The organism is Magnetococcales bacterium, from assembly GCA_015231175.1.
Classification (GTDB): domain Bacteria; phylum Pseudomonadota; class Magnetococcia; order Magnetococcales; family DC0425bin3; genus HA3dbin3.
Window position 1 is genome coordinate 45,632 of sequence record JADGBZ010000009.1, and the last position, 23,986, is coordinate 69,617.

General features: G+C 58.5%; 18 protein-coding genes. 9 read left to right on the forward strand and 9 right to left on the reverse strand.

Annotation, left to right across the window (positions count from 1 at the left end; translation table 11 throughout):
* Positions 1 to 125 precede the first annotated feature (125 nt).
* The 3 genes from HQL63_03585 (at position 126) to bluB (ending at position 3,244) form a co-directional block, all read left to right on the forward strand.
* A complete protein-coding gene (locus HQL63_03585) occupies positions 126 to 947 on the forward strand; it encodes a 3'(2'),5'-bisphosphate nucleotidase CysQ (GenBank protein ID MBF0175915.1) in 822 nt (273 codons plus the stop codon).
* A 41-nt stretch (positions 948 to 988) separates the two neighbouring features.
* Complete coding sequence (locus HQL63_03590) at positions 989 to 1,969, forward strand: adenosine kinase (protein ID MBF0175916.1); 981 nt, start codon at positions 989 to 991, stop codon at positions 1,967 to 1,969.
* Positions 1,970 to 2,458: 489 nt separating this feature from the next.
* Complete coding sequence (gene bluB, locus HQL63_03595; protein ID MBF0175917.1) at positions 2,459 to 3,244, forward strand: 5,6-dimethylbenzimidazole synthase; 786 nt, start codon at positions 2,459 to 2,461, stop codon at positions 3,242 to 3,244.
* A gap of 222 nt (positions 3,245 to 3,466) precedes the next feature.
* Here the strand turns inward: bluB and HQL63_03600 are convergent, their stop codons facing one another.
* The 7 genes from HQL63_03600 to HQL63_03630 form a co-directional block, all read right to left on the reverse strand.
* Positions 3,467 to 4,600: a SpoIIE family protein phosphatase gene (locus HQL63_03600; GenBank protein MBF0175918.1), complete on the reverse strand. Its 1,134-nt coding sequence runs from the start codon at positions 4,598 to 4,600 to the stop codon at positions 3,467 to 3,469.
* The gene (locus HQL63_03605; protein ID MBF0175919.1) at positions 4,593 to 7,946 is read right to left on the reverse strand and encodes a response regulator; all 3,354 of its coding nucleotides are present in this window, start codon (positions 7,944 to 7,946) and stop codon (positions 4,593 to 4,595) included. The genes HQL63_03600 and HQL63_03605 overlap by 8 nt, the downstream gene beginning before the upstream one ends.
* On the reverse strand, positions 7,943 to 10,099 hold the full coding sequence (locus tag HQL63_03610; GenBank protein ID MBF0175920.1) for a DctP family TRAP transporter solute-binding subunit: 2,157 nt from the start codon (positions 10,097 to 10,099) through the stop codon (positions 7,943 to 7,945). The genes HQL63_03605 and HQL63_03610 overlap by 4 nt, the downstream gene beginning before the upstream one ends.
* A 45-nt stretch (positions 10,100 to 10,144) precedes the next feature.
* Positions 10,145 to 11,203: a cytochrome b/b6 domain-containing protein gene (locus HQL63_03615; GenBank protein ID MBF0175921.1), complete on the reverse strand. Its 1,059-nt coding sequence runs from the start codon at positions 11,201 to 11,203 to the stop codon at positions 10,145 to 10,147.
* 3 nt (positions 11,204 to 11,206) lie between these two features.
* Positions 11,207 to 12,847, reverse strand: a complete 1,641-nt coding sequence (locus HQL63_03620) for a tetrathionate reductase family octaheme c-type cytochrome (protein MBF0175922.1) — start codon at positions 12,845 to 12,847, stop codon at positions 11,207 to 11,209.
* A 329-nt stretch (positions 12,848 to 13,176) separates the two neighbouring features.
* Positions 13,177 to 13,821 (reverse strand): hypothetical protein, encoded by a 645-nt coding sequence (locus HQL63_03625; GenBank protein ID MBF0175923.1) that lies wholly within the window; start codon positions 13,819 to 13,821, stop codon positions 13,177 to 13,179.
* A gap of 250 nt (positions 13,822 to 14,071) precedes the next feature.
* Complete coding sequence (locus HQL63_03630; protein MBF0175924.1) at positions 14,072 to 15,613, reverse strand: hypothetical protein; 1,542 nt, start codon at positions 15,611 to 15,613, stop codon at positions 14,072 to 14,074.
* A gap of 577 nt (positions 15,614 to 16,190) precedes the next feature.
* Between HQL63_03630 and HQL63_03635 the strand changes: the two genes are divergently transcribed.
* From HQL63_03635 to HQL63_03650, 4 genes are all read left to right on the forward strand, one after another.
* Complete coding sequence (locus tag HQL63_03635) at positions 16,191 to 16,496, forward strand: acyl carrier protein (protein ID MBF0175925.1); 306 nt, start codon at positions 16,191 to 16,193, stop codon at positions 16,494 to 16,496.
* Between the two features lie 3 nt (positions 16,497 to 16,499).
* Positions 16,500 to 18,176, forward strand: a complete 1,677-nt coding sequence (locus tag HQL63_03640) for an HAD-IIIC family phosphatase (protein MBF0175926.1) — start codon at positions 16,500 to 16,502, stop codon at positions 18,174 to 18,176.
* On the forward strand, positions 18,173 to 19,198 hold the full coding sequence (locus HQL63_03645; GenBank protein MBF0175927.1) for a hypothetical protein: 1,026 nt from the start codon (positions 18,173 to 18,175) through the stop codon (positions 19,196 to 19,198). Before HQL63_03640 ends, HQL63_03645 begins: the two co-directional genes overlap by 4 nt.
* A gap of 235 nt (positions 19,199 to 19,433) precedes the next feature.
* Entirely contained in the window at positions 19,434 to 19,727 is a 294-nt protein-coding gene (locus tag HQL63_03650; GenBank protein MBF0175928.1) for a hypothetical protein, read from the forward strand.
* On the opposite strand, the gene HQL63_03655 is transcribed toward HQL63_03650, so the two are convergent.
* Both HQL63_03655 and HQL63_03660 read right to left on the reverse strand, forming a co-directional pair.
* Positions 19,717 to 20,271: a L,D-transpeptidase family protein gene (locus tag HQL63_03655; GenBank protein ID MBF0175929.1), complete on the reverse strand. Its 555-nt coding sequence runs from the start codon at positions 20,269 to 20,271 to the stop codon at positions 19,717 to 19,719. The two genes, HQL63_03650 and HQL63_03655, sit on opposite strands and share 11 nt — an antisense overlap.
* Before the next feature lie 102 nt (positions 20,272 to 20,373).
* Positions 20,374 to 22,227, reverse strand: a complete 1,854-nt coding sequence (locus HQL63_03660) for a SulP family inorganic anion transporter (protein MBF0175930.1) — start codon at positions 22,225 to 22,227, stop codon at positions 20,374 to 20,376.
* A 145-nt stretch (positions 22,228 to 22,372) separates the two neighbouring features.
* Between HQL63_03660 and ruvB the strand changes: the two genes are divergently transcribed.
* Both ruvB and ybgC read left to right on the forward strand, forming a co-directional pair.
* Positions 22,373 to 23,392: a Holliday junction branch migration DNA helicase RuvB gene (gene ruvB, locus HQL63_03665; GenBank protein ID MBF0175931.1), complete on the forward strand. Its 1,020-nt coding sequence runs from the start codon at positions 22,373 to 22,375 to the stop codon at positions 23,390 to 23,392.
* Complete coding sequence (gene ybgC / locus HQL63_03670) at positions 23,393 to 23,833, forward strand: tol-pal system-associated acyl-CoA thioesterase (protein ID MBF0175932.1); 441 nt, start codon at positions 23,393 to 23,395, stop codon at positions 23,831 to 23,833.
* Positions 23,834 to 23,986 lie beyond the last annotated feature (153 nt).

Sequence of the window (23,986 nt, forward strand, 5' to 3'; positions counted from 1 at the left end):
GTCCAGGACAGAGTCCTGGTGGGGTTCGGGGCGAAGCCCTGACAAAGGCTTTTATGTCCAAGCTTTTCTTGCAAGAGTGGTGAATAGTTACCGTCTTTTTGGCAACTTGATCGGAAATGTGCCCCATGTCTGTCAGCGAGACCGAATTATCGCGCATGGTTGATGCAGCCTGCCAGGCGGGGAGCGCTGCCATGCGTTACTTTCGCCTGGGACAACGGGTCTCCCAGGCCGCCGACGTGCGGGATAAGGGGTTTGACAACCCCCTGACCAACGCCGATCTGGAGGCCAACCGCATTCTGCACGACCTGCTTATCGCGGGGCGCCCCGATTGGGGGTGGCTCTCCGAAGAGACCGTCGATGATGCCTCTCGCCTGCAACATGAACGGGTCTGGGTGGTGGACCCCATCGATGGCACCAAGGAGTTCATCGCCGGCTTTCCCCAGTTTGCCGTGTCGATTGGATTGGTGGTGGCCGGTCAACCCGTGGCAGCCTGCATCTATAATCCGGCCAGTACGGAGTTGTTCACGGCCCGCCGGGGCGCCGGCGCCTGCCTCAATGGCAAACCCGTCCGCACCAGCGACCGGGACCAACTCCTGGGAGCAACCTGCCTGGCCAGCCGTTCCGAGACCCAACGGGGGGAGTGGGCGCCCTTTGAGACCGAGTTTCGTCTGACCACAATGGGCTCCATTGCCTACAAATTGGCGCTCGTTGCGGCGGGCCGTTATGATGTCACCTTTACCCTCTCACCCAAAAATGAGTGGGATTTTTGCGCCGGGCTCTTGTTGGTCGAAGAGGCCGGGGGGCGTGTCACCACGCGCGAGGGGGGCGCGTTTTCGTTCAACCAGATCAAAAGCCGTACCAACTCCCTGCTTGCCAGCAATGGCCGGCTGCATGCGTCCTTGCTGGAACGGCTGGGTTCAGTGCCATTGGTACCGGATTGGCAGTGAAGCCGCTCCATCAATTCTTTTGCTCGGAAGGGATGACCACCATGACCCAGTATCACGTTTATGGCGTCGGACATGCGTTGGTTGACATGGAACTGGAGGTGGATAACCCGTTTTTGGCCCGCATGGGTTTGGAAAAGGGTACCATGACCCTGGTGAATGAAAAAAAACAGGAGGAACTTCTGTGCGCCCTGCCCAAAGCGCCGGTGCGGCGTTCGTGTGGAGGATCCGCCGCCAATACGGTGATCGGCGTGGCGCAGTTTGGCGGACGGGCTTTTCACTCCTGTCGGGTGGCCGGGGATGAGGCGGGCGCTTTCTATGCCCAGGATCTGCATGCCAACGGCGTGGACAACACCCTGGACCACACCGGTCCGGGTGCCACGGGTCGTTGTCTGGTCTTCATCACCCCGGATGCCGAACGAACCATGTGTACGCATCTGGGTATCTCCGAACAAATCACCCCAACATCCCTGGTTCCTGAGCGCCTGGCAGCCTCCGCCTTCCTCTACGTCGAAGGCTACCTGATCTCCTCCCCAACAGCCTTGCAAACAGCTTTGGCGGCCATCGCCCTGGCACGCCAACATGCAGTGCAGGTTGCCGTGACCTTTTCCGATGTCAGCATGGTGCGCTATTTCCGTCCCGGGGTGGAGGCCCTGCTCCAGGGAGGGGTTGATCTTATTTTTTGTAACGAAAACGAGGCTCTGGAATTTTCTGCGACAAGCGATGTCAACCAGGCTGCGCGGCAGTTGCGAAGTGTGACCCACTCGTTGGTCATCACCCGGGGTAGCCAGGGCGCCCTGATCGATGACGGTGACGGGCCCGTGTCGATACCAGGACGGGTCGTGCAGCCCGTCGATACCAATGGGGCAGGAGATCTTTTTGCCGGTGCCTACCTCTATGGCATCACGCAGGGGATGGCGGCTGCCGAGGCTGCCCGCCTCGCCTGCCATGCGGCTTCGGTTTTGGTGACCCACTTCGGGGCCCGACTGGCGCCGGGGCAAGCCCAGGATATATTGCGGATGTGAAACGGGTTTTTCTGAAACACCTGGAACACCCGTGGAGAATATCAACTCGATCGATGCTGGGAGAAAAAGTGGGTAGGAACCGTACAAGATTCCGTGCGGCAGCACTCTTTATGATTCTCGTGATTGCAGGAATTCTATTTCTCTACATCGATGGAAATATGGACGACGTTCTTTCCGAGGGTGATATACATATTTTCAAGACGTTTCCTCTTGATCATATCTGTCAAAATCACGATACATTTAATAATGAAATCAATTATCTAGAATGTATTCATGACAAAATAAATCTGCACCTTAACGATGTATGCAACACAGACGCTTTGTTGCAAAATAAAAATTTGCTTATACTTTACGGCATATATTCCAGACATGGCCATTTTTATTCGTCGATATTCAATATCTCTTCGGAATTTTCATGGCGGCAAATATTGTATAATTTTTAACAAACCATCCAACTCCGCTCAAAACTCTCCCTGGAGGGGTACTGACATGAAGAGGCCTCAACCAGCAGTCCAGGAAACACCCCATCTCTCCCTGGAGGATCGTCGGGGTCTTTATCGTACCATCCTTGGGCGAAGGGACGTGCGGGGGGAGTTTCTGCCCGATCCGATTCCCGATGCCGTGCTGAGCCGGATCCTGGTAGCGGCCCACCACGCCCCCTCGGTAGGATTCATGCAGCCATGGAACTTTCTTGTTATAACAGATCCTGCGGTCAAAAATCGCGTACATGAAGCCTTTCAAACCGCCCATGCCGAGGCAGCAAAGCTCTTTGCCGGTGAAAGGGGCGATCTTTATCGTTCCCTCAAGCTGGAAGGCATCCGTGAGGCTCCCGTCAATATTTGCGTCACCTGCGACCGTGACCGGGCCGGACCGGTGGTCATCGGACGCACCAACGACCGTCGCATGGATCTCTACAGCAGCGCTTGCTGCGTGCAAAACCTCTGGCTGGCAGCCCGGTCAGAAGGAGTCGGAGTCGGTTGGGTGAGCATCGTGCATCCCGAAGCGCTGCACGCTGCCCTGGGCATTCCTCCGGCTATCGTGCCCATCGCCTATCTTTGCCTCGGCTGGGTGGCCCGATTCTTCGCACGTCCGGAGTTGGAGAGCGCCGGATGGCTGCCGCGCCTGCCCCTGGATGAACTGATCAGCTTCAACCACTGGGATCGCAAGGCTGATCCCAGTGGTCACGCCCTCCTGGAACAGGTGCGGGAAGACATGGAGGCAGTCAAGAGTGGCGCATTCGTCCCCCGACGCCTGGACGCCAACGATGAAACATGACGACCAAGAAAGGCCTTGACATGAAAGGCCTTGACATGAAAGGCCTTGACATGAAAGGCCTTTGTCAGGGCTTCGCCCCGAACCCCACCAGGGCGCTGCCCTGGACCCGCCAGGGAGCCAGCCCCCTGGACCCCGATTCGTTGCCGGGCGCTCAATGGTTACTGTCATGGGGTGTCTGAACGATTACCCTGGCCCCCGGTTCCTGCCTGGTGTCGATGCTTTTCACACCCGCGCCTCGATGATGGTGATGTCATCCTCGTGGCTTGAGGAGCCAACATGGTCATTAAGCCGGACGAGCAGGTCATGCAGGGTGTGCCGACCCTGGGCCACACCGACCAGAAAGCTTTCCAGATTGTCCATGCCGAACACGTCGTCTTGGCTGTTTCTTGCCTCGATGACGCCATCGGAGAAAACATACAGGCAATCCTCCCCGGCCAGCGGGATGCCGACCGCGCCGGAAGCGATATCCAGTTGCCTGGAGATGCCCAGCGGCGGCAAAAGAGAGGGAAAATGGGACAGGACGGAACCTTGCCGAACCATGATGACGTCCGGCAGGCCGGCATTCCAGAGGGTGGCTTGGGTACGTTCGGGGGATATTTCCAGCAGGGTGACGGCAAAAAAAATGCCCGTTGGCAACCTCAGACAAAGTTGATCGTTGATCTCGTTGAGAATTTCTGCTCCAGAAACGTTGTTCCTGGCCAGTTTGTGAAAAATGTAGGTCACCAAAGGAGAACCAATGGCTGCGGGCAAGCCGTGGCCAGTGAAGTCTCCCAGCAAGACCAATTGGCGTGCATCGGGAGTGAAGGTGGCGAGCAGCATGTCCCCGGCGGTCATGTCCACAGGGCAGGTCAGGTGTTGCAGATGGCGCGTATCAAAGGTGTCCGCATGCCGCATTTTAAGGACGATCCCCTCGATGATCTCCTTCTCCTGTTGCAACAACCGGTTTTGTTCGTCCAGTTTCAGTTTGGCGGCCCGCAGGGCGAGGTGGGTTTTGACCCTGGCCTGCACGATGGGCGTACTGAAAGGCTTGGTGATGTAATCCACGGCGCCCAGAGTCAGTCCGGTGATTTCATCATCCACCTCCGCTTTGGCCGTGACGAAAATAACCGGAATATCCCGGGTGACCGGATCGTTCTGCAACCGTCGGCACACCTCGTAACCATCCATTTCCGGCATCATGATATCCAACAGGATCAAATCCGGCATGGGTTGGATCTTGACGACCTTCAAGGCAATCTGGCCTTTGATGGCAGGGCGAACCTGGTAGTTGGCGCTCAAAGCCTCCCTGAGCACATCGATGTTTTCCGGCGTGTCATCAACCACCAGGATGACAGGCTCGTGATTGGGGTCACGCATCGTGGGCCGTCAGGTCGATGTGCAGGGCTTGGGCGCAGGCCCGCAAGGTTTTTGCAGCATCTTCAAAGTCATATTGGCCAATTTGTTTCTCCAACCGGGTCGTCCAGGTCACCATCTCCCCAGATAACGCCGATGCGCCCAGGTTGGCCAGGGTCTCTCCAACGCTGGCATCATACATTTCCAGTTGAATGGCCATTTTCCTCAGCAAGGTATCACGAATGTGGGTGGATGCCACGCTCTCTTCCCCTGTGGGTTGCGAATGCTCCCGGGGCCGCACGGCGGAGAAGGCGTGTCGCAAGGCAGCGCATACCTGTTGCAGTTCATGGCCTGCGTCGCGCAGCAAACCGTCAACCTGTTCGGGAGTACACGTTGTTTTGAGGGCGGCTTCCAAGGCCCCGGCCTGGGCCGCCAGGGCGTTGGCGCCGATGGTGGCCGAAACCCCTTTCAAGGTGTGTGCCAGACGGATGGCCGTTGCCGCATCGTTGGCCGAGAGCGCTGCCTGTATGGCGACGGGACTCCCCCCCTGGTTGGTGCAAAACTTGGTCAACAGTTTCAAATACCCCTGGACATTCCCCCCCATGCGTTGCAGGCCCGCCCCGGTATCCACACCGGGTACCGTGGGCAAAACGCATGCGCTCTCTGCCGGATGGTCCGAATGGTCAGGATGCTCCAGATGGTCCGAATGGTCAGGATGGTCCGCATGGGTGGGCAGGGCAGGTTGAGGCTTGGGTTGGGAGGATCGGGGTTTGATCCATTGGGCCAGGGTTGCGTACATCTCATCCGGATCCACCGGTTTGGCAATGTGTCCCTGCATGCCCGCTTCCAAACACCGCTCCCGATCACCGGACATGGCGTTGGCCGTCATGGCAAGGATGGGCAGGTTGGCAAAACGGGCATCCCGACGAATCTCCCGGGTGGCCGTCAGACCGTCCATGACCGGCATTTGTACGTCCATCAGGACAATGTCCAGGGATTCCTTGCAAACCAGCTCGACGGCTTTCTGGCCATTTTCAGCCAACAGCACGGTGGCCTGGGCTTGTTCCAACAACTCTTGCGCCACTTGCTGGTTGATTTCATTGTCCTCGACCAGAAGGATTCTGGTCCCGGCCAGCGAGGCTTTGGCGTAACCAGGGGCGTTGTGATGGGACGCCGTGTACCGACCGTGGGTATCGGTCTGGCCGAAGGCCTCCATGATGGTTTCAAACAACAGGCTCGGATGGATGGGTTTGACGAGGAAACCGTTCACCTGAGCCTCTTGGACAGCTCTCCTGACGACATGTTCTTCCCCATAGGCAGAGGCCATGATGACCACAGGAAATCGGCTCAAGGTCAATTCGTGACGCATTTTGGCGACGGCGGTGATGCCATCCATCCCGGGCATCATGAAATCGGTGACGATCAGATCGAAGGGCTCTCCCGTCAAGTCGGCTTCCTGAACGGCGCCAATGGCTTCCTGGGCATTCCGGGCTTTGGTGACTTTGAACGTGAAGGATGTCAAATAATCCGCCATGACGTTGCGGGCACTCTCGTTGTCATCCACAGCCAGCACCTTCAGACCGCGCAGATCAAGGGTCGGGAGCAGGGATTTTTTTGTGGCCTGTCGGGAGATGCCCAATCGAACGTCGAAGATGAAACGGGATCCCTGACCGTATACGCTTTCCACGCGAATTTTTCCATCCATCCTGTCGATCAAAAGTTTGGCGATGATCAAACCCAGACCGGTTCCGCCATATTTGCGGGTGGTGGATGTATCCGCCTGGGTAAAGGCCTGGAACAGTCTGGCCTGTTGCTCCGGCGTCATGCCGATGCCCGTATCCCGCACAGTAAACCGCAGGCGGACAAAGTCGTCGCTTTTCTCGCCAAGCTCTACAATGACCGCGACCTCGCCTGTCTCCGTAAACTTGATGGCATTGTTGGCCAGGTTGATGAGCACCTGACTGAGCCGGAGGGGGTCACCGACCAGGCTCGGGGGGATGTCAGCCGCCGTTTCCAGGAGAAATTCCAGATGTTTTTCCTGTGCCTTCAGGGAAATCATGGTGGCCATGTTTCCCAGCACTTCCTCCAGAGTGAAGTCAACGGACTCCATATCCAGTTTACCCGCCTCGATTTTGGAAAAATCCAGAATGTCGTTGATGATGCGAAGCAGGGAAGTGGCGGCGTGATACACCTTGCGGATGTAATCCTTCTGGCGAACCGTCAGTTGGGTTTGCAGGCAGAGATGGCTGAGGCCGATGATGGCGTTCATGGGGGTACGAATTTCGTGGCTCATGTTGGCCAAAAATTCGGACTTGCCTTGATTGGCGATGTCGGCAGCCTGCCGGGCCTCGACCAGTTCGCGTGTTCGTTCCGCCACCCGTTGTTCCAACTCCTCCTGATGGGTGCGCAAGGCCCTGGTTTGTTGGTCAAAGGTTTGGGCGAGCATCTCCAGCTCATCGCCCGTACCGATCGGCGAGCAGGCCTCTTTGCCGTAACTGCGCACCCTTTGGCACAGAGTGAGAATGGGATGGGCCAGATTGTTGCCCATACGCACAGCGACCAGGCCAGCCAGAAAGACAAACAGCAACCCCAGGGATCCGAAACGAAGCAGGGCCCGGTGGATGGAGGCTTGATGGATGGACACGGGAACGCTTAATGCCAACGTCACCCCCATTTTTTCCAGCCAGGGCATCTCGCTGCCATCGGCCTCGACCTGGGCGGAAATCATGTGCTCCGGGTCTGCATTCTGGAGAGTGAAGAGTGTCTGCCGTGCGTCCGCTATCCGGTAGCTGACATTTTTTTCTCTCTGCAAAAGGCGTTGCACGATGCGGTACAAGTCAAATTCCACCACCACCGCGCCCTGGATGGTCTTGTAATATTCGATGGGAACGACCGCCATCAGGGTTTTGCCGGCGGTGATGAACAGGCTGGCGCGACCCATGGCCAAGGCCTGCCGGAGTTGCGGGAAACTGTTGTAATCGGGAGGTTCCCGGGCCTGGACAAAAACCGCCCGGCCATCAAAATCCACCAGAGCAAAGGAGAGAAGATCCCGGTTTTGGGCAAAATCTTCTGCCAATCTTGGCAAATGGGTCTGGCGGTTTTCGGCGTCGATCATGCCGTTGATGATCAGGTGGCTGCTGGTCAGCGCCTGGGTGGTTTCCATGAGATAAGCAACACGCTCCTCCAGGCGTTGCAGCTCCAAAAAGGCAATTCTGTGCAGGGTGTCGCGGCTCTCCTCCTCCAGCTGGATCTTGAACAACCCACCCACCGACAGTGCAGAGAGCCCCACAACCAGGACAAAAAGCAACCCGATTTGCCAGACGAGGCGCTTTCTGAGGCTTTTTCCCGAACCTGGCGGGGATGTGGTCATGGGGGGGCTCCGGAAAGCTGGGGTACGATGTGGCCGGAGGCGTCGAAGCGGGCCATGAAATAGTCGTTCCGGTCGAGAGCATCGTGCCTGTCGGAGGTGAATGGTGGATGATAGTCCTTGATCAACCCTTTGTAGTCGGCAATGTGTTCCAGGGCATCGCGTATGGCTTGACGGTTTGTGGTGCCAGCCTGGTGTATGGCGCGGGCCAGGAGGTGAACCAGATCGTAGGCCTGGGCGAAACCGGACAAGGGGAGAGTCATATCCTGAAACCCCGCGCCAAACAGATCCCCATACGACTTCTGTAGCGCTCGAAGGCGGGCCTCCTGGGCACGGGCCGGGGAAAAGGTTTGCAGAAAGGTCAGCTCCACCTTGTCGAGCGCATGCCGGGTTTTGGCAAAAAAATCGCCCCCGATGATGCCCCAGTGGGAGACGATGGGCAGGGTGGGTTTATGGATCGCCACAGCTTGCAACCACGACACACTCTCATCGGCATTGACCACCAAAACAACCACATCGGCGCCACTGTCCCGCATGGCCTGCATATGGGTGGTGAAATCATGTTCACCCCGGTTGATCCATGCCACCAGAACCGGGGTGATGTTGCGTTGTTTGCAATGGTTTTGCAAATGGGGAAGCATGTTGCGACCCCAGGCGGTCTCCTCCAAAACCAAAGCCACACGCGACCCTTTGGCCAGAGCGGCGTCAACCAGGAACGGACCGGCCAGACGATCATTGGCGGAGATGCGGAAGGAAAATGGGGAAAGACGGTCGGTATGTTCCACCACGCCAGCCGCAGCGGCCCTGGCCACGAGGAAGGGAATCTTGAGCTCATCGGCCAGCTCCGATTGGGCCAGAACGACCGGGCTGTTCGTGCCGCCCAGAATGGCCACCACGGCATCCTGTTTGGCCAGAAAGCGGAAATGATCCACACCTCGGGTGGGGATGGCCATGTCGTCAAAAGCCAGCAAGGCCAAAGGTCGCCCCAAAACGCCACCAGCCTGGTTGATCTCGTGCATGGCCAGCCTGGCGCCCTGTTTGATGGCCAGACCGGCACGGGCCCGTGTCTGGGAAAGCGCCGTATCCAATCCGACGACGATCTCGTTTCCCTTGCCCTGACGTGACTGCCAGTTGAAAAGCAACTCCTCGGTTTTGGAAATGATGTCACTGCCGATCACCTCCTCGAATTGCAGGGAAAGATGGCGCAATTTTCGGGTAAAGACGGCGCGTTCCTGTTCGGTCAGGCGGTTGATCCTGACCCCGGCTTGCCGGATTTGCTGGAGGAACTGCTCTTCCCTTCGGGCGGTCTCTTCGCGTTGAAAGGGTGTGATGGTTTTGGCTGTCTCCAACAACAAGGTTTGCTGTACATGCGGCAGGCGCGCAAGAAGGGTCTCACTGATGGCCAGGACATAGGCAAGATAGGCATGATCACTCAAAGTCAGGTGAGATTGCACCTGATGAATGCCCATGGCCGCGATGGCAGACAGGGGGTTTTCCTGGGCCTCCACCACCCCATCGGCCAGGGCCTGGCGGATTTCGCGAAACTCGATGGGAATGGGTTTGGCGCCCAGATCGGCGTATTGATCCATGATAAGGCGGCTTTGCATGACCCGCACCTTGAGATCATGAAAATCTTCCGGGGTATGAATGGATCGATTGGCAGTGAATTGCTTGAAACCGTTGCCCCAGAAGGTGGCGCCCACAAGACCGACGGCATGCAGTTTGGACAACAGCAATTGACCAGGTTCGCCATCCAACATGCGGTAGAGCATGTCCGGCGATGAAAAATAGAACGGCAGGTCCACATATTGGAGGGCAGGTAGCAGGATACTCATCTTGGCCGTGGGAATGAGGACGATATCCAACTCGCCATCGCGGGCCATTTCGGCCATTTTCAGATCGTTGCCCAGCTGGCCTTCAGGAAAAACATCCACACGCAACGCGCCATGGGTTTGCGACCCGATGGTCTGGGCAAAGCGTTCCGCAGCCACTCCCATGGCACTGTCTTGCGGCATGTTATGCCCAAACCGCAGGGCCGGTCGGGCTGTGTGGGAACTGTCGCCCGGTGGGGATGAGGAGGGATGGAAGGCCGGCCACCACGCCCAACCGATCAGCGCAAGAATGACAGACAGAGCAACGACGTGGGCATATCTCATGGGTGGGGACAGCTCGGCGCCTGACAACACATGGTTACTTTACTTTCATTCAAGCTGTTGTGCATGAGTATGAGAGTATTGGTGTCGTTCGCTGGCAAAACGGATGGCGCGCGCCAGCTTTTTGGCGTTCAGTTCGCTTTTGCCCAAAAAGTCTTGTGCACCCTCATGGACAGCCTGGGAACCCAGGGAACTCTCCTCCAGGCCTGTCAACACCAGAATGGGAACGTCGGAGAAGGAGTCGTGAAACCTCAGGAAAGTATCCAACCCCTGACTATCGGGAAGATTGAGGTCCAACAGGATGAGATCATAATTGTCCCGGCGCAAGGAGTAGAAGGCACTGGCCAGATCGACCACACAGTTGACGGAGAGTCCTGCCGGAAGCATGAACTCTTCCGGATTGCGGCGGGCGTTGCTCAACCAAGCGCGGACCAGGTGCGAAAAGTCGACATCATCATCCACCATGAGAATTTGGAACTGGCCCATCATGTCCATGTCCTCCTTGTGAATCTCCGCATAACCGGTGAGCATGGCCTTGATCTGGGCGGTGACCGGCCTGCCGGTAAAGGACATGTAGACATGGAGAATCAGAAAGCTGAGAAGAAGGTAAGCCATGGCTTCATGGATGCCGGCGATGACCCGCAAGGATAAAAACCCCAACCCTGTCTGTTCCCACTGGAAATAGTACATGTACAACAGGCCTGTTCCCCATATCGTTGGGGTCAGCAGGACATTCAGCAGAAGATAGGTAAAACGTTGCAGGGGGTTGTGTTTCAACCGGGGCGTTGTTCTGAACGGATGACGATGTTGCGTGGGGTTGAATATGCCTTTGGAGTAATAATGCACCATGGCACGCATCTTATGCCTGGTCGGAATGTATTGCTGCCACTCTCCGGTGACCAGAAACCAGAAAATGGTAAAAATCCACAACCAGATGAGGGTACGGGCAAAGATGATGTGCCAATGAGCGGCGAGGGCAAAATCCATGACCACGATCTGGCTGGAGGCGTTCAGGCCAGTTACCATCAGGCCGATCATCAGAATGGCCTGAGACCAGTGCCAGAACCGTTCATAGCGCGTGTAGAGCAACGCCTTGCGCGTGGTCAAGTCTTATCTCCGTTGCAGGCCGGGAAGGAGAATACGCAGCGCGCCATGAATGACCACGCTGACCAGAGTCAACAGAACCAACAGACCCCCGAGGCGACGAATCCAGGGGGAAGAGTCCCGACCCAGGAGGTAGAAGTCGGTCAAATCCTTCAAGCGGCTGTTGGGATCATGGCAATCCCGGCATTGCAGAGCGGACTCCTTGGGAGCCACCATGTGGGTCAGGGGAAAATACATGGTGGCATCCACGAAACCCACCTGCCCGCTGAAAGGTGGAGCGCCCGGACTCTTCATGCCGGCGGCAACGGAACGGGACCAGTCGAAAGAACGGTAGAAGGCCTCCTTGTCCTCCACGGAGTCGACAACGGCATGGTTGATGACCATGTTTTTATTGACCGGATCGTAGGGCATTTTGGATTTCATGACTTTGAAAGGCCAAATGCGGGACTTGCCATCTCCATGGCGTCCGGAAATGCGATTGAGCGGAACCGGAGAGGTGTCGTCGATTTTATCATGCAGCAGGGTGTAGTCCACCTGGCCGTCGAACCATGCGTACTGAGGAACAAGGTTCTCCCCCCAGGTGATGACGCCGTGCTGCCGGGAGTAGGTCGCGGGGTGGGTTGCGGCGACTTCGGCAGGTTCGGGGGGCAGTTTGTTGTCACGGGCGGGGCGACCGGCCTGACTCCAATCCCAGGAGGTTTTGGTTTTGACCCCGCCACGCGCATAGAGGGGAATATGGCAGGTCTGACACGCGATCCGATAGGTGTGGTCGTTCAGCAGGGGTTGCGACCGGTGCGACGTTGCGCCATGGCAGGATTCACAGGAGGAGAGCGTGTTGTCAACGTGGCCGGGCCGTTTGATCCCCCGGGTGTCGTGGGCTTTCATGGCGTAACGACTGCCGGCGATTTGGTGCTCCTGGGTTGTGTGGCACACGCTACAGTTGAAGTTCAAACCATCTTTGGCCATGTGAACATCGACGTTGCGACCGGGAGTCACCAGAGAGGAGTCCAGATCACCATGTTTGGCGCCATCACTGGCGCCACCATGGAAGTGACAGACACCACAATTGTGCCGGGTGGAGCGTGCAACGCTGTGGGCCATGGCCGGCAAGTCAGGGATGAGTATGGGCTCCCCCTTGGACATCAGGACAGCGTATCCATAGGGGTATTTGCGGTAGTTGCCGGTTTGCTCGTGACAGACCAGGCAATCCACCTGCTCCTCGGAGGATCCAACCACCTCTGGATCCTTCCATCCATACCCGACGTGACAGCGGGCGCAGAGCTTCCAATTGGATTGAACCGAACCGCAAAAAGCGTTGGTCACATGCTGCTTGCCGTAGGTGCGCCGGGCATCCTTGGGGGCATATTGCCAGGTCCAGTGGGTTGTCTTCATGACCTGGCTGGCCGCCTCGGTGTGGCAGTGCAGACAGGCCCGCGTGACCTCCTGTCCTGACGCAAAGGGGCCGTCAAGTTCCTTGAGTTTACTGTGCCTGGCGGTGGAGAAGGCCGCTTTATAGGGATCCTGCACCACCCCGGCTGCTGCCGTCGCACACCAGAATGACAGGAAGCACAAAACGACTCCCAAAAGGGTTCTCAGCCTGGGAGAGAGTGACATGCCTGCCCGCAAGCCAAAATTTTTTGTCACCATTCGGTACTCTTCAAAAAGCTCTCGGCACGGCAACCACTCGGCACCCTTTCAAGAAGATCCTTTGGCACGAAAGACTTGATCCGGGCTTCGCCCCGAACCCAACCGGGTTCAGGCCCGTGGTGGCGCCTTGCCGTTACAGGCAGGTCGCGTAAAACGAGGGCGGATTTCCCTTGGATGACGCGAAACGTGTCACGCAAAACCTGACGGCCACCCCTTCCGCCAAGGAACCACTCCAGATCGGATCCATTGAAGTTGGCATTGGGACAATAGTCAAGCAAATGTTTTTCAAAAAGCCTGGACACGAAAGCCCTGGTCAGGGCTTCGCGGCGTCACGGTCGCAAATGCCCGGGATTGCTGCGTGGCCGCTGTTTTTGCACCCCCGGAAACACCTCGTTGAAGTCGCGGAACAGAGATTTATAGTTTTCTGGATCCCGATAGGATTTTTTGACAAACCCCTCCGGCAATTCGGTCAGTTCCTGGACATCGGACCAGCCATTGGGCAAAGCATAGGCATAGTAGGGAAATTCGCCGGGTACGTTGTGGACCATGACCACGTTGATGAGACTCTCCAGACGCATCGCCGCATAGACCCGATGCATGCCATCATTGATCAGGGGGAGTTCCCGTCCATCGGGTTCCCGGGAGATCTCCACGACAGGCGGTGTCAGGGGGATGGGACCGATCTCCGTGTCGGGGTTTTCCGGATCCTTCATCCAGAACAGGATACCCCCATCCAGGCTGAAAATGTTCACACCCTGTTGGCGAAACGCTTCATGCAGTTCCAGAATGCGATCCAGATCATCGCGCAAAATGTAACGCTGCGCCGGGAAGAGGCTCAAGGGGTGAGTGCGTCGGGCCAGGGTCAGTTGGGCCTCTTCGTAGATCATGAGTTGCCCATGACCCTTCAGGCGCGTCCGTTGCAGGCGATACAGCAGTTCGTCCTCGGTGATGACTTCATGACGAGTGATGCGCATGGTTGTCGGGACTCCTTCTCAAGAAAAGCTTTTCCGCGAAAAATTTTGTCAGGGAAAAATTTTGTCAGGGTTGCGCTGCGAAGAAAGCCGGGACACAGGTCGCCTTCAACACCCTTGCAAGAAAAGCCTGGACATGAAAGCCTTTGTCAGGGCTTCGCCCCGAGCCCCACCAGGGCTCTGCCCTGAACCCGCCAGGGAGCCAGCCCCCTGGACCCCAATTCGTTGGCGGGTGGTGAATAGTTACCATTTTTTATCCATCGTCCTGCACGCGATCCACATGCCGCGCAATCTCCCTGCCCAGGTAGAGGGCGTGGGAGATATCCGCCACGGCCATGTCGCGTACCAGTTGCCGCTCCAGCTCCATGGGGGTGCGTCCCCGATACTCGGTCAGGCGTTGCCCCTCGAAAGAGTGTTGGAGAACGATCTCACGGGTGACCGGATCCGTCGTGATCTGGAACTCACCGTGCGGGTCGGGCCGCAGGCCGTGGGGGGCGGCCTCGGGATCCAGGCCACCGGCGTCGCTCCATGCTTTGGCCACCGCCTGGGCCCGCTCCATGGCCAGAGGATCGACGGAGATGGAGTGGCTGAAGATGGTCAAGGGTCCACAGGGCAGCGCCACCGCCTCGGCAATACGGGCCTGGATGGCCATGAGGCCATAACAGTTTTCCGGCCAGGCATCCATGGCGTTGTGGCTGCGGAAGGTGGCGGTCAGGTGCAAGGCGCCAGCAAATTTGCGCAAAAAAAGCGTGACCAGACAAGGGTGGCCGTGCGTCTCCGGCAACAAATCCCGGCTGTTGTCCCACAGGGAGATGTAGGCATTGCGGGTTTCCGGATCGGCGCGCAGGTGGGTGATGGCCAGTTCCAGCCCATCCAGGGGTGCGGCCTGCCCCTCTGCCGGGAACCCCCAGCCGGGGATCGCCGCGGCATCGGGATCGCCCGTATCGGCAAGGGTAGGTCGAAAGTATCCACGCAGGCGGTTGCCGTAGGTATAGGACTCCTCCTGCGGCGGCGTCGGGTCCATGATTCTTTTTTGGTAGGCGCGAAAACGGTCCAGGGAGAAGCCGTGCCGGGAGAGTGTCTCGGCGGTTTCCTCCACGGGACGCTTGACGATCACCTTGACGTTGGGGAGTTCGATACGCTCGCCCTTGCGCAGCCGTGTACGGTGCCCAAAGCGGACGATGCGAAAGATCAATTCACGCCAGGCCGCCATGGGTGTCAGGCCGACCACCGTATGCGCCAAAGGCTCCGATGGATGGTGTTGGACCGTGAGGACGGGCAGGGGAAAGTCAAGGCGTTCACCCTGCACGGGTTGCGGGGGGGGGAGATGGGCAAAAAAATGCGCGACCCCGGGCTGGGTTTCCGGATCACGCAGGGATCCCAACGGAGTCACGGCGATCCGCCCGCCAAACAGTTCCGGTGTGACCAGCCCATCAATCTTGCGTTGTGTACCCACGATGCGCCAGGTGGAGGTGCCCAGGAAGAGGGTCGTTTCCAGGCCGGCATGAAAAAAGGCGGTCAACTCCTCGCGGGATCCGGACAGGTTGCGACCCAGCACGAGCAGGTGGCGGATTTGCGGGTTCCAGGCCAGATTGCGCAACAGCTCGGGGAGACCGTTGCCGTAAAGATTGCCCATGACGGCAACTCGGGATGTCTCCGGTTGCAGGTCGACCGACCAGGCGACAAACTGTTGGCGAACCCTCTCCACGGGGGTCCACAAGGTCACCACCCCAACATCTCCCAGTGGGTTGATGGCCTGTAGGCGGTCCTTGAAGTAGAGGGGAAGAAATTCCATGGCGATAGATTGCAATGAATTTGCCAACAGGGCCATCGCATTTGAAAAAACGTGCCGCCGACCCCAATTTTTGCAAACCTGCAATATGTCTCGCAAACCTGCAATACGTCCGCCTTCTGGCGCAAAAAGACGCGCCAGAAGGCGGACCATGGCCCGTCGCCCCTTAAGCCTTTTTTGCAAACAACGCAAAAAAGGCCTGGGAGAAGGGGGGCGAACAACAACAAAACGGGGCGCTGCCCCGGACCCCGCAAGGGCGCTGCCCTTGACCCGCCAGGGAGCCAGCCCCCTGGACCCCAATTCCAAAAAACGATCATGGCTTTGGGTATGCCCACTTCAAATGCGATTGTCCTGGGGACAAGCCACCAAGGTGGCAGCGGTGTCAGAGGATATGATAGCCTGAGAAACCGTTCAGCGATCGGTAACGCATCGGGGTCCAGGGGGCTGGCTCCCTGGCAGGGCCTAAGACAGCGTCCTGGTGGGGTTCGGGACGAAGCCCTGACAAAGGCTTTCATATCCAGGCTTTTTTTGCAAGGGTGCCGGATGGTTACAAGCTGGATTCAACAAAAAGGAGTCGGTCATGCCACCAGGGGCGGAAGAGATCTTGGCAACAATCTACGGATGCGTCGATGAGATCAATCGGCAACTGCCAAAAAATGGACAACTGCAAAAGTCCCCCGCCAGCATCCTGATCGGTGCGGGCGGGGTTCTGGATTCGTTGGGACTCATCACGTTGTTGGTGGCCCTGGAGGATGCCCTGAAAAAAAAACTGGGCCTTGCCTGTTTTTTGCTGGACGAAAAAATTCTCGTCGATCCCCAGGGACCGTTTCATACGATAGATGGTCTGTTGCAATGGATCATCGCCAGCCAAAACAAGGGGGGGTGAGGTATGGCCGCGTTGGCGCTCGACCTGATCGCCGATTTCAATGCCGAACCCCTGGCGCGCTATCTGCGGCATGCGCAGAGTGCGCTGGACCTGACGGTCAGGGTGGCCCCTTATGGGCAGGTCTACCAGTCGCTGCAAAGTGATGCGGCGGCGGGGTGGGGTGGGATCATCTGGACCCTGCCGGAACGGGTGCTTCCCGGTTTTGCCAGAGCCATGCAGTTTGCCGAGAGCGACTGGTCACAATGCCTGGCCGAGGTGGACCATTTTGCCGCAGCGGTCCGGCATGCGGCGGGGCTGCGTCAACATCTTTTTGTGGCCAGTTGGGTGTTGCCCCCGGATTATCGTGGCTACGGCATGCTGGATTGGCGCCCCGGCATCGGCCTTGCCAATCTGTTGGCGCAGATGAACCTGCGCCTTGCCGAACGGTTGGCAGGAGAGGGGAATATCCATCTGCTCGATGCCGGGCGTTGGTTGTACGCCGCCCCCCGTCCCCACATCCCGAAATTGTGGTATGCGACCAAGGTGCCCTATGCCGGGCCGGTCTTCGAAAAGGCCGCCGGGGATATACGGGCAGCCATCCTGGCTGTGTCGGGGCGTGCCAAGAAATTGATTGTCCTGGATCTCGACCATACCCTGTGGGGCGGTGTGGTGGGGGAGACCGGCTGGGAAGGGATCCGTCTCGGGGGGCACGATTTTGTCGGCGAGGCCTTCTGCGATTTTCAGCGGGCCCTGCTGGCCCTTGCCGAACGGGGCATCCAACTGGCCATTGCCAGCAAGAATGACGAGGCCGTTGCCCTGGAGGCGATCGACCGGCATGACGCCATGATTTTGCGTCGCCACCATTTTGCCGGTTGGCGCATCGATTGGCACGACAAGGCCGAAAATATCGCCTCCCTGGTCGCCGAACTGAATTTTGGTCTGGAGGCGGTGGTCTTCATCGACGACAACCCGGCGGAACGGGCCCGGGTACAAGGCGCCCTGCCGGAGGTTTTGGTGCCGGAGTGGCCGGCGGATCCAACGGAATATGTCCAGGCGTTGTGGGCGTTGGACTGTTTTGATGTCGCGGCCCTCAGTCAGGAGGATCGGCAACGCACCGCCATGTATGTAGCGGAACGTGATCGCCGCGCAACGCGGAAAGAGGTCGACTCGCCCGAGGCGTGGTTGCAACAACTGGCCATGACGCTGCGTGTTGGCCGTGTTGACACATCCAACCTGGCCCGGGTGACGCAGCTTTTCAACAAAACCAACCAGCTCAACTTGAGTACGCGCCGCCTGGGAGAGAAGGAGGTGCTGGCCTGGGCGCTGGAGCCGCGCCACGCCCTGCTTGCCCTGTCGGTGACGGATCGGTTCGGGGATATGGGGTTGGTGGGGGTGGTCGGTATTTCGGTAAACGGAACCCGGGGAGAGGTGGTCGATTTTATCCTGAGTTGCCGGGCGATGGGCCGCCGGATCGAGGCGGTGATGCTGCACCTGGCCATGCAGGAGGCGCGGCGCCTGGGTGCGCAGGAGATCGATGTCAAATATGTGCCAACTGCCCGGAATCGCCCTACCCTGGACGTTTTGCGCCAGATCGGCCTGAAGGAGGTGACGGAACACCTTTTCCAGGCATCCTGTCAGGATGTTGTTCCCCTGCCGGAGGCCATCCAGGTTGTTGTCGATGCGCCGGCAGGATCGCCATGATCGAGATTCGTCGTTGCCGGGGGGACGAGGTGGATCGGGTCATGACCTTTATCGACCGGCATTGGCAGCGGGGCCATGTTCTGGCTGTCAGCCGCGCCCTGATGGATTGGCAACATGGCGCCGCAGATGGCAGCCATGACTACCTGATCGCCCAACAGGATGGCCAACTGTTGGGCATCCTGGGCTACATTGCGACACGCCGTTTCGATCCGCAATTGGCGGCGCACAATACGCTTTGGCTGGCACTGTGGAAAATTGTCGATGGTTGTGGTGTCGCCGGGTTGGGGTTGCGCATGTTGGGGGCCTTGCGGGAGGTTGAGCCGCATGTGGCCCTGGCGGTGAACGGCATCAACAAGACCCATCCCCCCATGTATCGTGCCCTGGGTTACCGTGTTGGCGAGTGGCAGCGTTTTTTCCTGGTCAATCCGCAGCGACCACGCCGCCTGATCCAGGCGCCTCCGGGGTGGAACCCACCCCTGCCCCGGGATGCAGGGGGTACGTTCATCGCCATGACGGAGGCTTCCCTGCGTGATCTGGATCCGGCCCGGGTGGCCTTCAGGGCGACCCCGGGCAAGACCCCTGTCTATTTCCTGCACCGTTTCTTACGGCACCCCTTTTACCGTTATCGGGTCTTTCTGGCCGAGGGTCCAGCGCATGGAGCGGCGCTGTATGCCGTGCGCGTGGCGGAACATGCAGGTGCGTTGGCGTTGCGTGTGGTGGATTTTGCCGGTGATGCCGCCGCCATCGCCTACAGCGGCGCACCCCTGGCCGGGCTCATGGAGAAGACACAGGCCGAGTTTTGCGATTTTGCCCACCTGGGTCTGCCGGAGGCCCCCTTTCTGGCAGCGGGATTCGCCCGGCTGGATCCGGATGGGCCGGTGATCGTGCCCCACTACTTTGAGCCTTTCCTGGCCAGCAACAGCCGGGTCTGGTGTGCAATTCGCACCGATGCCGCGGCGCCGACCGTCATCTGTCGTGCCGATGGGGATCAGGATAGGCCTAACTTGCTACCTTTCAGGTGAATATTTGGCAAATCCTCCCGTATGACCCGCGCCCTCCGTCTGACCCTGTTGGTCCCAGGGCATCGGACGCCTAGTGGCTCAACCGACATGATTTGAAGTGTTCACTTTTCTTGACTATTCCGCACTCTTTCAAGAAAAGCCTGGGCATGAAAGCCTTTGTCAGGGCTTCGCCCCGAACCCCACCAGGGCGCTGCCCTGGACAAAGCCAGGGAGCCAGCCCCCTGGACCCCGTTTCATGGTTGAGCTGTTCCCGGAGCATTGGAACATTTCTGCACATCAATTCAACACGATTGAGCCAGTAGACCTTCGACAAGTCTCCAGATACACCAAAACGCCGTTGAATGATGTCTGGCACAGCATACGCTGCAAGATTTTCCGAATCAGGCTTTTTGAAGAACCGCCCCTTATGCCCAACCTTGCAATGATGGTAATGGTATTCGATGGCAAACATGCAGAAGCAAAATGCGGATATGTGGAACCGGCCCGCGTGATTGAATTGTGGGGCACGACGCCTGTCTTTACTGAATGACCACCTCCATCACATGTTTGTCCTTGACCCAGGCGGCAATCTTTTCAATATCTTCCCGCGAGGGCACGGCGATGCACCCCAGAGTCCAGTTGGATAGACGCACGGTATCTTTGTAGCGATCCGGATCCTGGTGCGGCCCGTGAATGCCGATGGCCCCTCCGGAATACCCCTGTCTCTTCTGCTCGGGTGTCGGATATCCCACCGGAATGAAGGTATGAAAATAATCGGAAGGACGGCCAAGGCCAAGGTAGTAGCGACCGAGTGGGGTACGCGCATCCCCTTCGACACGCTTGTTGAGTCCTCCCCTCCCCAAGGCAACGCGGAAAGAGCCCTCTTCCCGGCCCGCGTGACAAAGACGCAGCCTGTAGGCCAAAGTGTCGACCTGCACGATCGATCTCTCCCTGGGGCAGGTGCGATACTCATCTCGCTCTTCCACCTGCAAAGGTGGAACCTCCTCAGGCGGCGGCTTGGGCGTGCAGGCCGTCAAAAAAGTGCTGCACAGGGTGACGCCAAACAAAAATTGTCGCAACAAACGCACGTGCATATCCGGTTCTCCCACTCCCTGCCAAAGATGGTGCGCAAGAGTGTGCCGGTAATGCATAAATCATACCATAATTGGGGTGGTTTTGCGTCGTTACACCGAAACTCACTCCTGCACCACACGGGGCAGATGCGTCCGGTCATAAGCCACGTCCGCCAGGGTTGGGGCCAAGCCAGCCCGCCGCAACCGACACTCCAGGAACACATCCTCCGTACACTCCCGACAAGCCTCCTGGTTCAGAAAGCGTGTGACAATCATGTGGATGGCCTCGAAGACGGAGTCAAAAATATGATCCTTACCAATAATTTCAAGACATCCTGAGCGCTGGATGGTCTCGCTGACCTGCTGGTGGACATCGAACAAAAACAGGCCTCCACCCCGCCCCCGGCGGCGCAACGCCTCATGAATGAGCATTTCGGCGCCCGTGACATCGACAAAATTGATGGCCGAACCCACCATGAGCAGGTTGACGGCCCGGGGGGCCTTGCTGTCCAGACAATTCAAGACCTCTTCGACATGGTTGACCGCGCCAAAAAAGAGCGACCCATCCACGCGGATGATGCGGAGCTGGGGACACTCCGGCAGGCGCTCCGCCACGACAAGGTGGTCATGTGTCCTGGGATTGGGCACGAGGCGGGTGATCACCGGATTGGCCCGGCCCCTGAGGTAATAGACCAGGGAAAAAATCACCCCCAGATAGATGGCAAAATCCAGCTTGATCAGCAAGGTCGCCAGAAAGGTGCCGATCATCACCAGGGTCTCGGCCCGGCTGGTGTGCATGATCAGCCTGATCTCGGAAAAATCAATCAGATTGAAGGCGACCAGAAGAATGACTCCAGCCATGGCGGGAATGGGCAGATAGGCCACCCAGGGGGCGACGACCAGAAGGATGATCACGAGAAAAACGCTGGAAAATATGGCCGCCAAAGGGGTCTTGGCCCCCGCGCGAAAATTGATGCCGGAACGGGTAAACGAACCGGAGGAAGCATAGGCGGAAAAAAAACTCCCCACGATATTGGAGAGCCCCTGGCCGATAAACTCCTGGTTGTTGTTGATCCGCTGCCGGCTGTGCATGGCCACGGAACGGGAAATGGAGACAGCCTGAATAAGGCAGATCAGGGCCGTGGCGAAGGCGCCATTGGCCAGTTGTTGCCACACATGCAGATCCCATTCGGGCGAGGACGGATGCGGCAGAGTGGCCGGAATGGCCCCCACCCGGGGAATCGTGCCCAGTCCAGGGTCCAACGCATACGCCATGATGCTGCCACCGACCAGGGCCAACAACATGCCTGGCCAACGCGGACGAAAAATTTGCAGGACAACAGCGATACCCAACGCCACCACCCCCACCAGCAGGTCGGGTATCTGCATCCAGGCGGCATGCTGGACCAACTCCTTGATGGCATGAATGAAACTGCTCCCCGGAGGCAGACGGATACCCAAAAGCGACCCGGATTGGCTGATGGCTACCAACAGGGCCGCTCCAGCCGTAAATCCCACCACCACCGAATTGGACACAAAATTGACCAGAGTGCCCATGCGCCCCAACCCCATCGCCAACTGCATGACTCCGGCCAGAAAGCTTAACGTCAGGCAATAGTTAATGTAGTCACTCCCCCCCGGAGTCACGATCGGCGCCAGGGTGGTGAACAGGATGATGGAAATCGGTGTGGTCGGTCCGGACACCAGATGGTGCGATGAACCAAACAATGCTGCTACAATGACGGGGACCATGGCACTGTAAAGCCCGTACTGCGGGGGGAGTCCAGCAATGGAGGCAAAGGCGATACCCTGCGGCAAAACCACCACAGCCCCCGTCAGGCCGGCCAGAAGGTCCGCCTTCAGGGTGGCCCGATTCATGGCGGACAGCCAATGCCGAAACGGAAACAGTTCGGCCCATGCCGTGTGGCAATGGACCTCTGCGGTTTCAGATTCCGTGGGCTGGGTTGGCTCCGGCATGAATGGCTCACCTCTTCCGCAGAGCCAGTTCCCTGGCCCCCGCTTTCGTTGACAGAGACACACCCATGCTAACATGGAACCAACTCGAAGAGAAAATTGATAACGATTCACCACACCCTTCATCCGGACAGGTACCCCACACAGCATGCATGCCGAACTCCCAGAACGCCTGATCTCCGCCCAACCCTCTCCCGAGGAGACAAACAGTGAGGCCACCCTGCGCCCGCGCCGGTTGGCAGAGTTTATCGGTCAGGAAAAATTGAAGAGCAATCTGGGCATTTTTTTGACTGCCGCACGCGAACGATCAGAGGCCCTGGATCACGTTTTGCTGTTTGGACCACCCGGCCTCGGCAAGACCACCCTGGCCCAGATCCTGGCCGCCGAAATGGGCGCCAACCTGCGCGCCACCTCCGGACCGGTGATCGTCAAGGCGGGTGATCTGGCAGCCCTGCTGACCAACCTGAACCCCGGGGATGTGCTGTTCGTGGATGAGATCCACCGCCTCAATCCGGCTGTGGAGGAGATCCTCTACCCTGCCATGGAAGATTTCCAATTGGATATCATGATCGGGGAGGGCCCCTCGGCACGTTCGGTCCGCATCGACCTGCCCCGCTTCACCCTGGCCGGCGCCACAACCCGCGCCGGCATGTTGACCAGCCCCTTGCGCGACCGCTTCGGCATTCTGGGACGCATGGAGTTCTACACCGCACAGGAATTGACGCTGATCGTGCAACGCGGCGCCAAAATTTTGGGGGTTCCCATCACTCTTGACGGCGCCGATGAGATCGCCCGTCGGGCCCGTGGCACACCACGTATCGCCCTGCGCCTGCTGCGCCGGGTACGGGATTTCGCCCAGGTTCTCGGCAGCGGCCACATCGATCATGCCATGGCCGACCGTGCCCTGTGGCGGCTGGAAGTGGATGCCCTGGGACTCGACGCCATGGATCGTAAACTCCTGCAAGCGATCATCACCAAATTTGCCGGCGGTCCCGTGGGGCTGGATACCCTCTCCGCCGCCATCGGCGAAGAACGGGATACCATCGAAGATATCATCGAACCCTACCTCCTCCAGGAGGGATTCCTGGACCGCACCCCCCGTGGCCGGCGGGCCACCCCGGTTGCCTATGCCCACCTGGGTCACCCCCATCAAGGGAGCCTGCTGTAGATGAATGTCACCCCCTTCCCCTGGCCTGTGCGGGTCTATTACGAAGATACCGACGCCGCCGGCGTGGTCTATCATGCCAACTACTTGAAATTCATGGAACGAGGCCGCACGGAGTGGCTGCGCGCCCAGGGCATCGATCAGCGACGGTTTTTCCAGGAAACCGGCCTCATGTTCGCCGTGGCCCACATGGAACTGACCTTCCTGGGACCGGCCCGCATGGATGATCTGCTGACCGTGACCACCCGCATGGAGGCCTTCCGCCGTGCCAGCATCCACCTGCACCAGGAGATCTTCCGCCCAACCGATCAGGCAACCCTGATCCGGGCTACGGTGCGCATCGCCTGCATCGACGCCCGCTTCCGCCCGCAACGCCTCCCCCAAGGCATCCTCTCCCCAGCGACAACACCTTGGCCCAACACCATGCCCCTCCCGACCGGGTAAGACCTCACAAGGTGTATCGCTTTCACCACCCCGGGTGCGCTAAGATGCGCCGCACGCCGAGAAGATGAATGAATGCGCTGCGGAACAAATTTGCGTAATCAATCTGGTATGAAAATTGCTCAAGTATAGCTTGCGTGTCGCAGGAAGTTGGCG

Coding starts and splice junctions, on each gene's coding strand:
- HQL63_03610 (MBF0175920.1), bottom strand. CDS start 10,099: ATGAGATATGCCCACGTCGTTGCTCTGTCTGTCATTCTTGCGCTGATC.
- ruvB (MBF0175931.1), top strand. CDS start 22,373: ATGCATGCCGAACTCCCAGAACGCCTGATCTCCGCCCAACCCTCTCCC.
- HQL63_03635 (MBF0175925.1), top strand. CDS start 16,191: ATGCCACCAGGGGCGGAAGAGATCTTGGCAACAATCTACGGATGCGTC.
- HQL63_03605 (MBF0175919.1), bottom strand. CDS start 7,946: ATGACCACATCCCCGCCAGGTTCGGGAAAAAGCCTCAGAAAGCGCCTC.
- bluB (MBF0175917.1), top strand. CDS start 2,459: ATGAAGAGGCCTCAACCAGCAGTCCAGGAAACACCCCATCTCTCCCTG.
- HQL63_03645 (MBF0175927.1), top strand. CDS start 18,173: ATGATCGAGATTCGTCGTTGCCGGGGGGACGAGGTGGATCGGGTCATG.
- HQL63_03625 (MBF0175923.1), bottom strand. CDS start 13,821: ATGCGCATCACTCGTCATGAAGTCATCACCGAGGACGAACTGCTGTAT.
- ybgC (MBF0175932.1), top strand. CDS start 23,393: ATGAATGTCACCCCCTTCCCCTGGCCTGTGCGGGTCTATTACGAAGAT.
- HQL63_03655 (MBF0175929.1), bottom strand. CDS start 20,271: ATGCACGTGCGTTTGTTGCGACAATTTTTGTTTGGCGTCACCCTGTGC.
- HQL63_03640 (MBF0175926.1), top strand. CDS start 16,500: ATGGCCGCGTTGGCGCTCGACCTGATCGCCGATTTCAATGCCGAACCC.
- HQL63_03650 (MBF0175928.1), top strand. CDS start 19,434: ATGGTTGAGCTGTTCCCGGAGCATTGGAACATTTCTGCACATCAATTC.
- HQL63_03590 (MBF0175916.1), top strand. CDS start 989: ATGACCCAGTATCACGTTTATGGCGTCGGACATGCGTTGGTTGACATG.
- HQL63_03630 (MBF0175924.1), bottom strand. CDS start 15,613: ATGGAATTTCTTCCCCTCTACTTCAAGGACCGCCTACAGGCCATCAAC.
- HQL63_03660 (MBF0175930.1), bottom strand. CDS start 22,227: ATGCCGGAGCCAACCCAGCCCACGGAATCTGAAACCGCAGAGGTCCAT.
- HQL63_03600 (MBF0175918.1), bottom strand. CDS start 4,600: ATGCGTGACCCCAATCACGAGCCTGTCATCCTGGTGGTTGATGACACG.
- HQL63_03620 (MBF0175922.1), bottom strand. CDS start 12,847: ATGGTGACAAAAAATTTTGGCTTGCGGGCAGGCATGTCACTCTCTCCC.
- HQL63_03585 (MBF0175915.1), top strand. CDS start 126: ATGTCTGTCAGCGAGACCGAATTATCGCGCATGGTTGATGCAGCCTGC.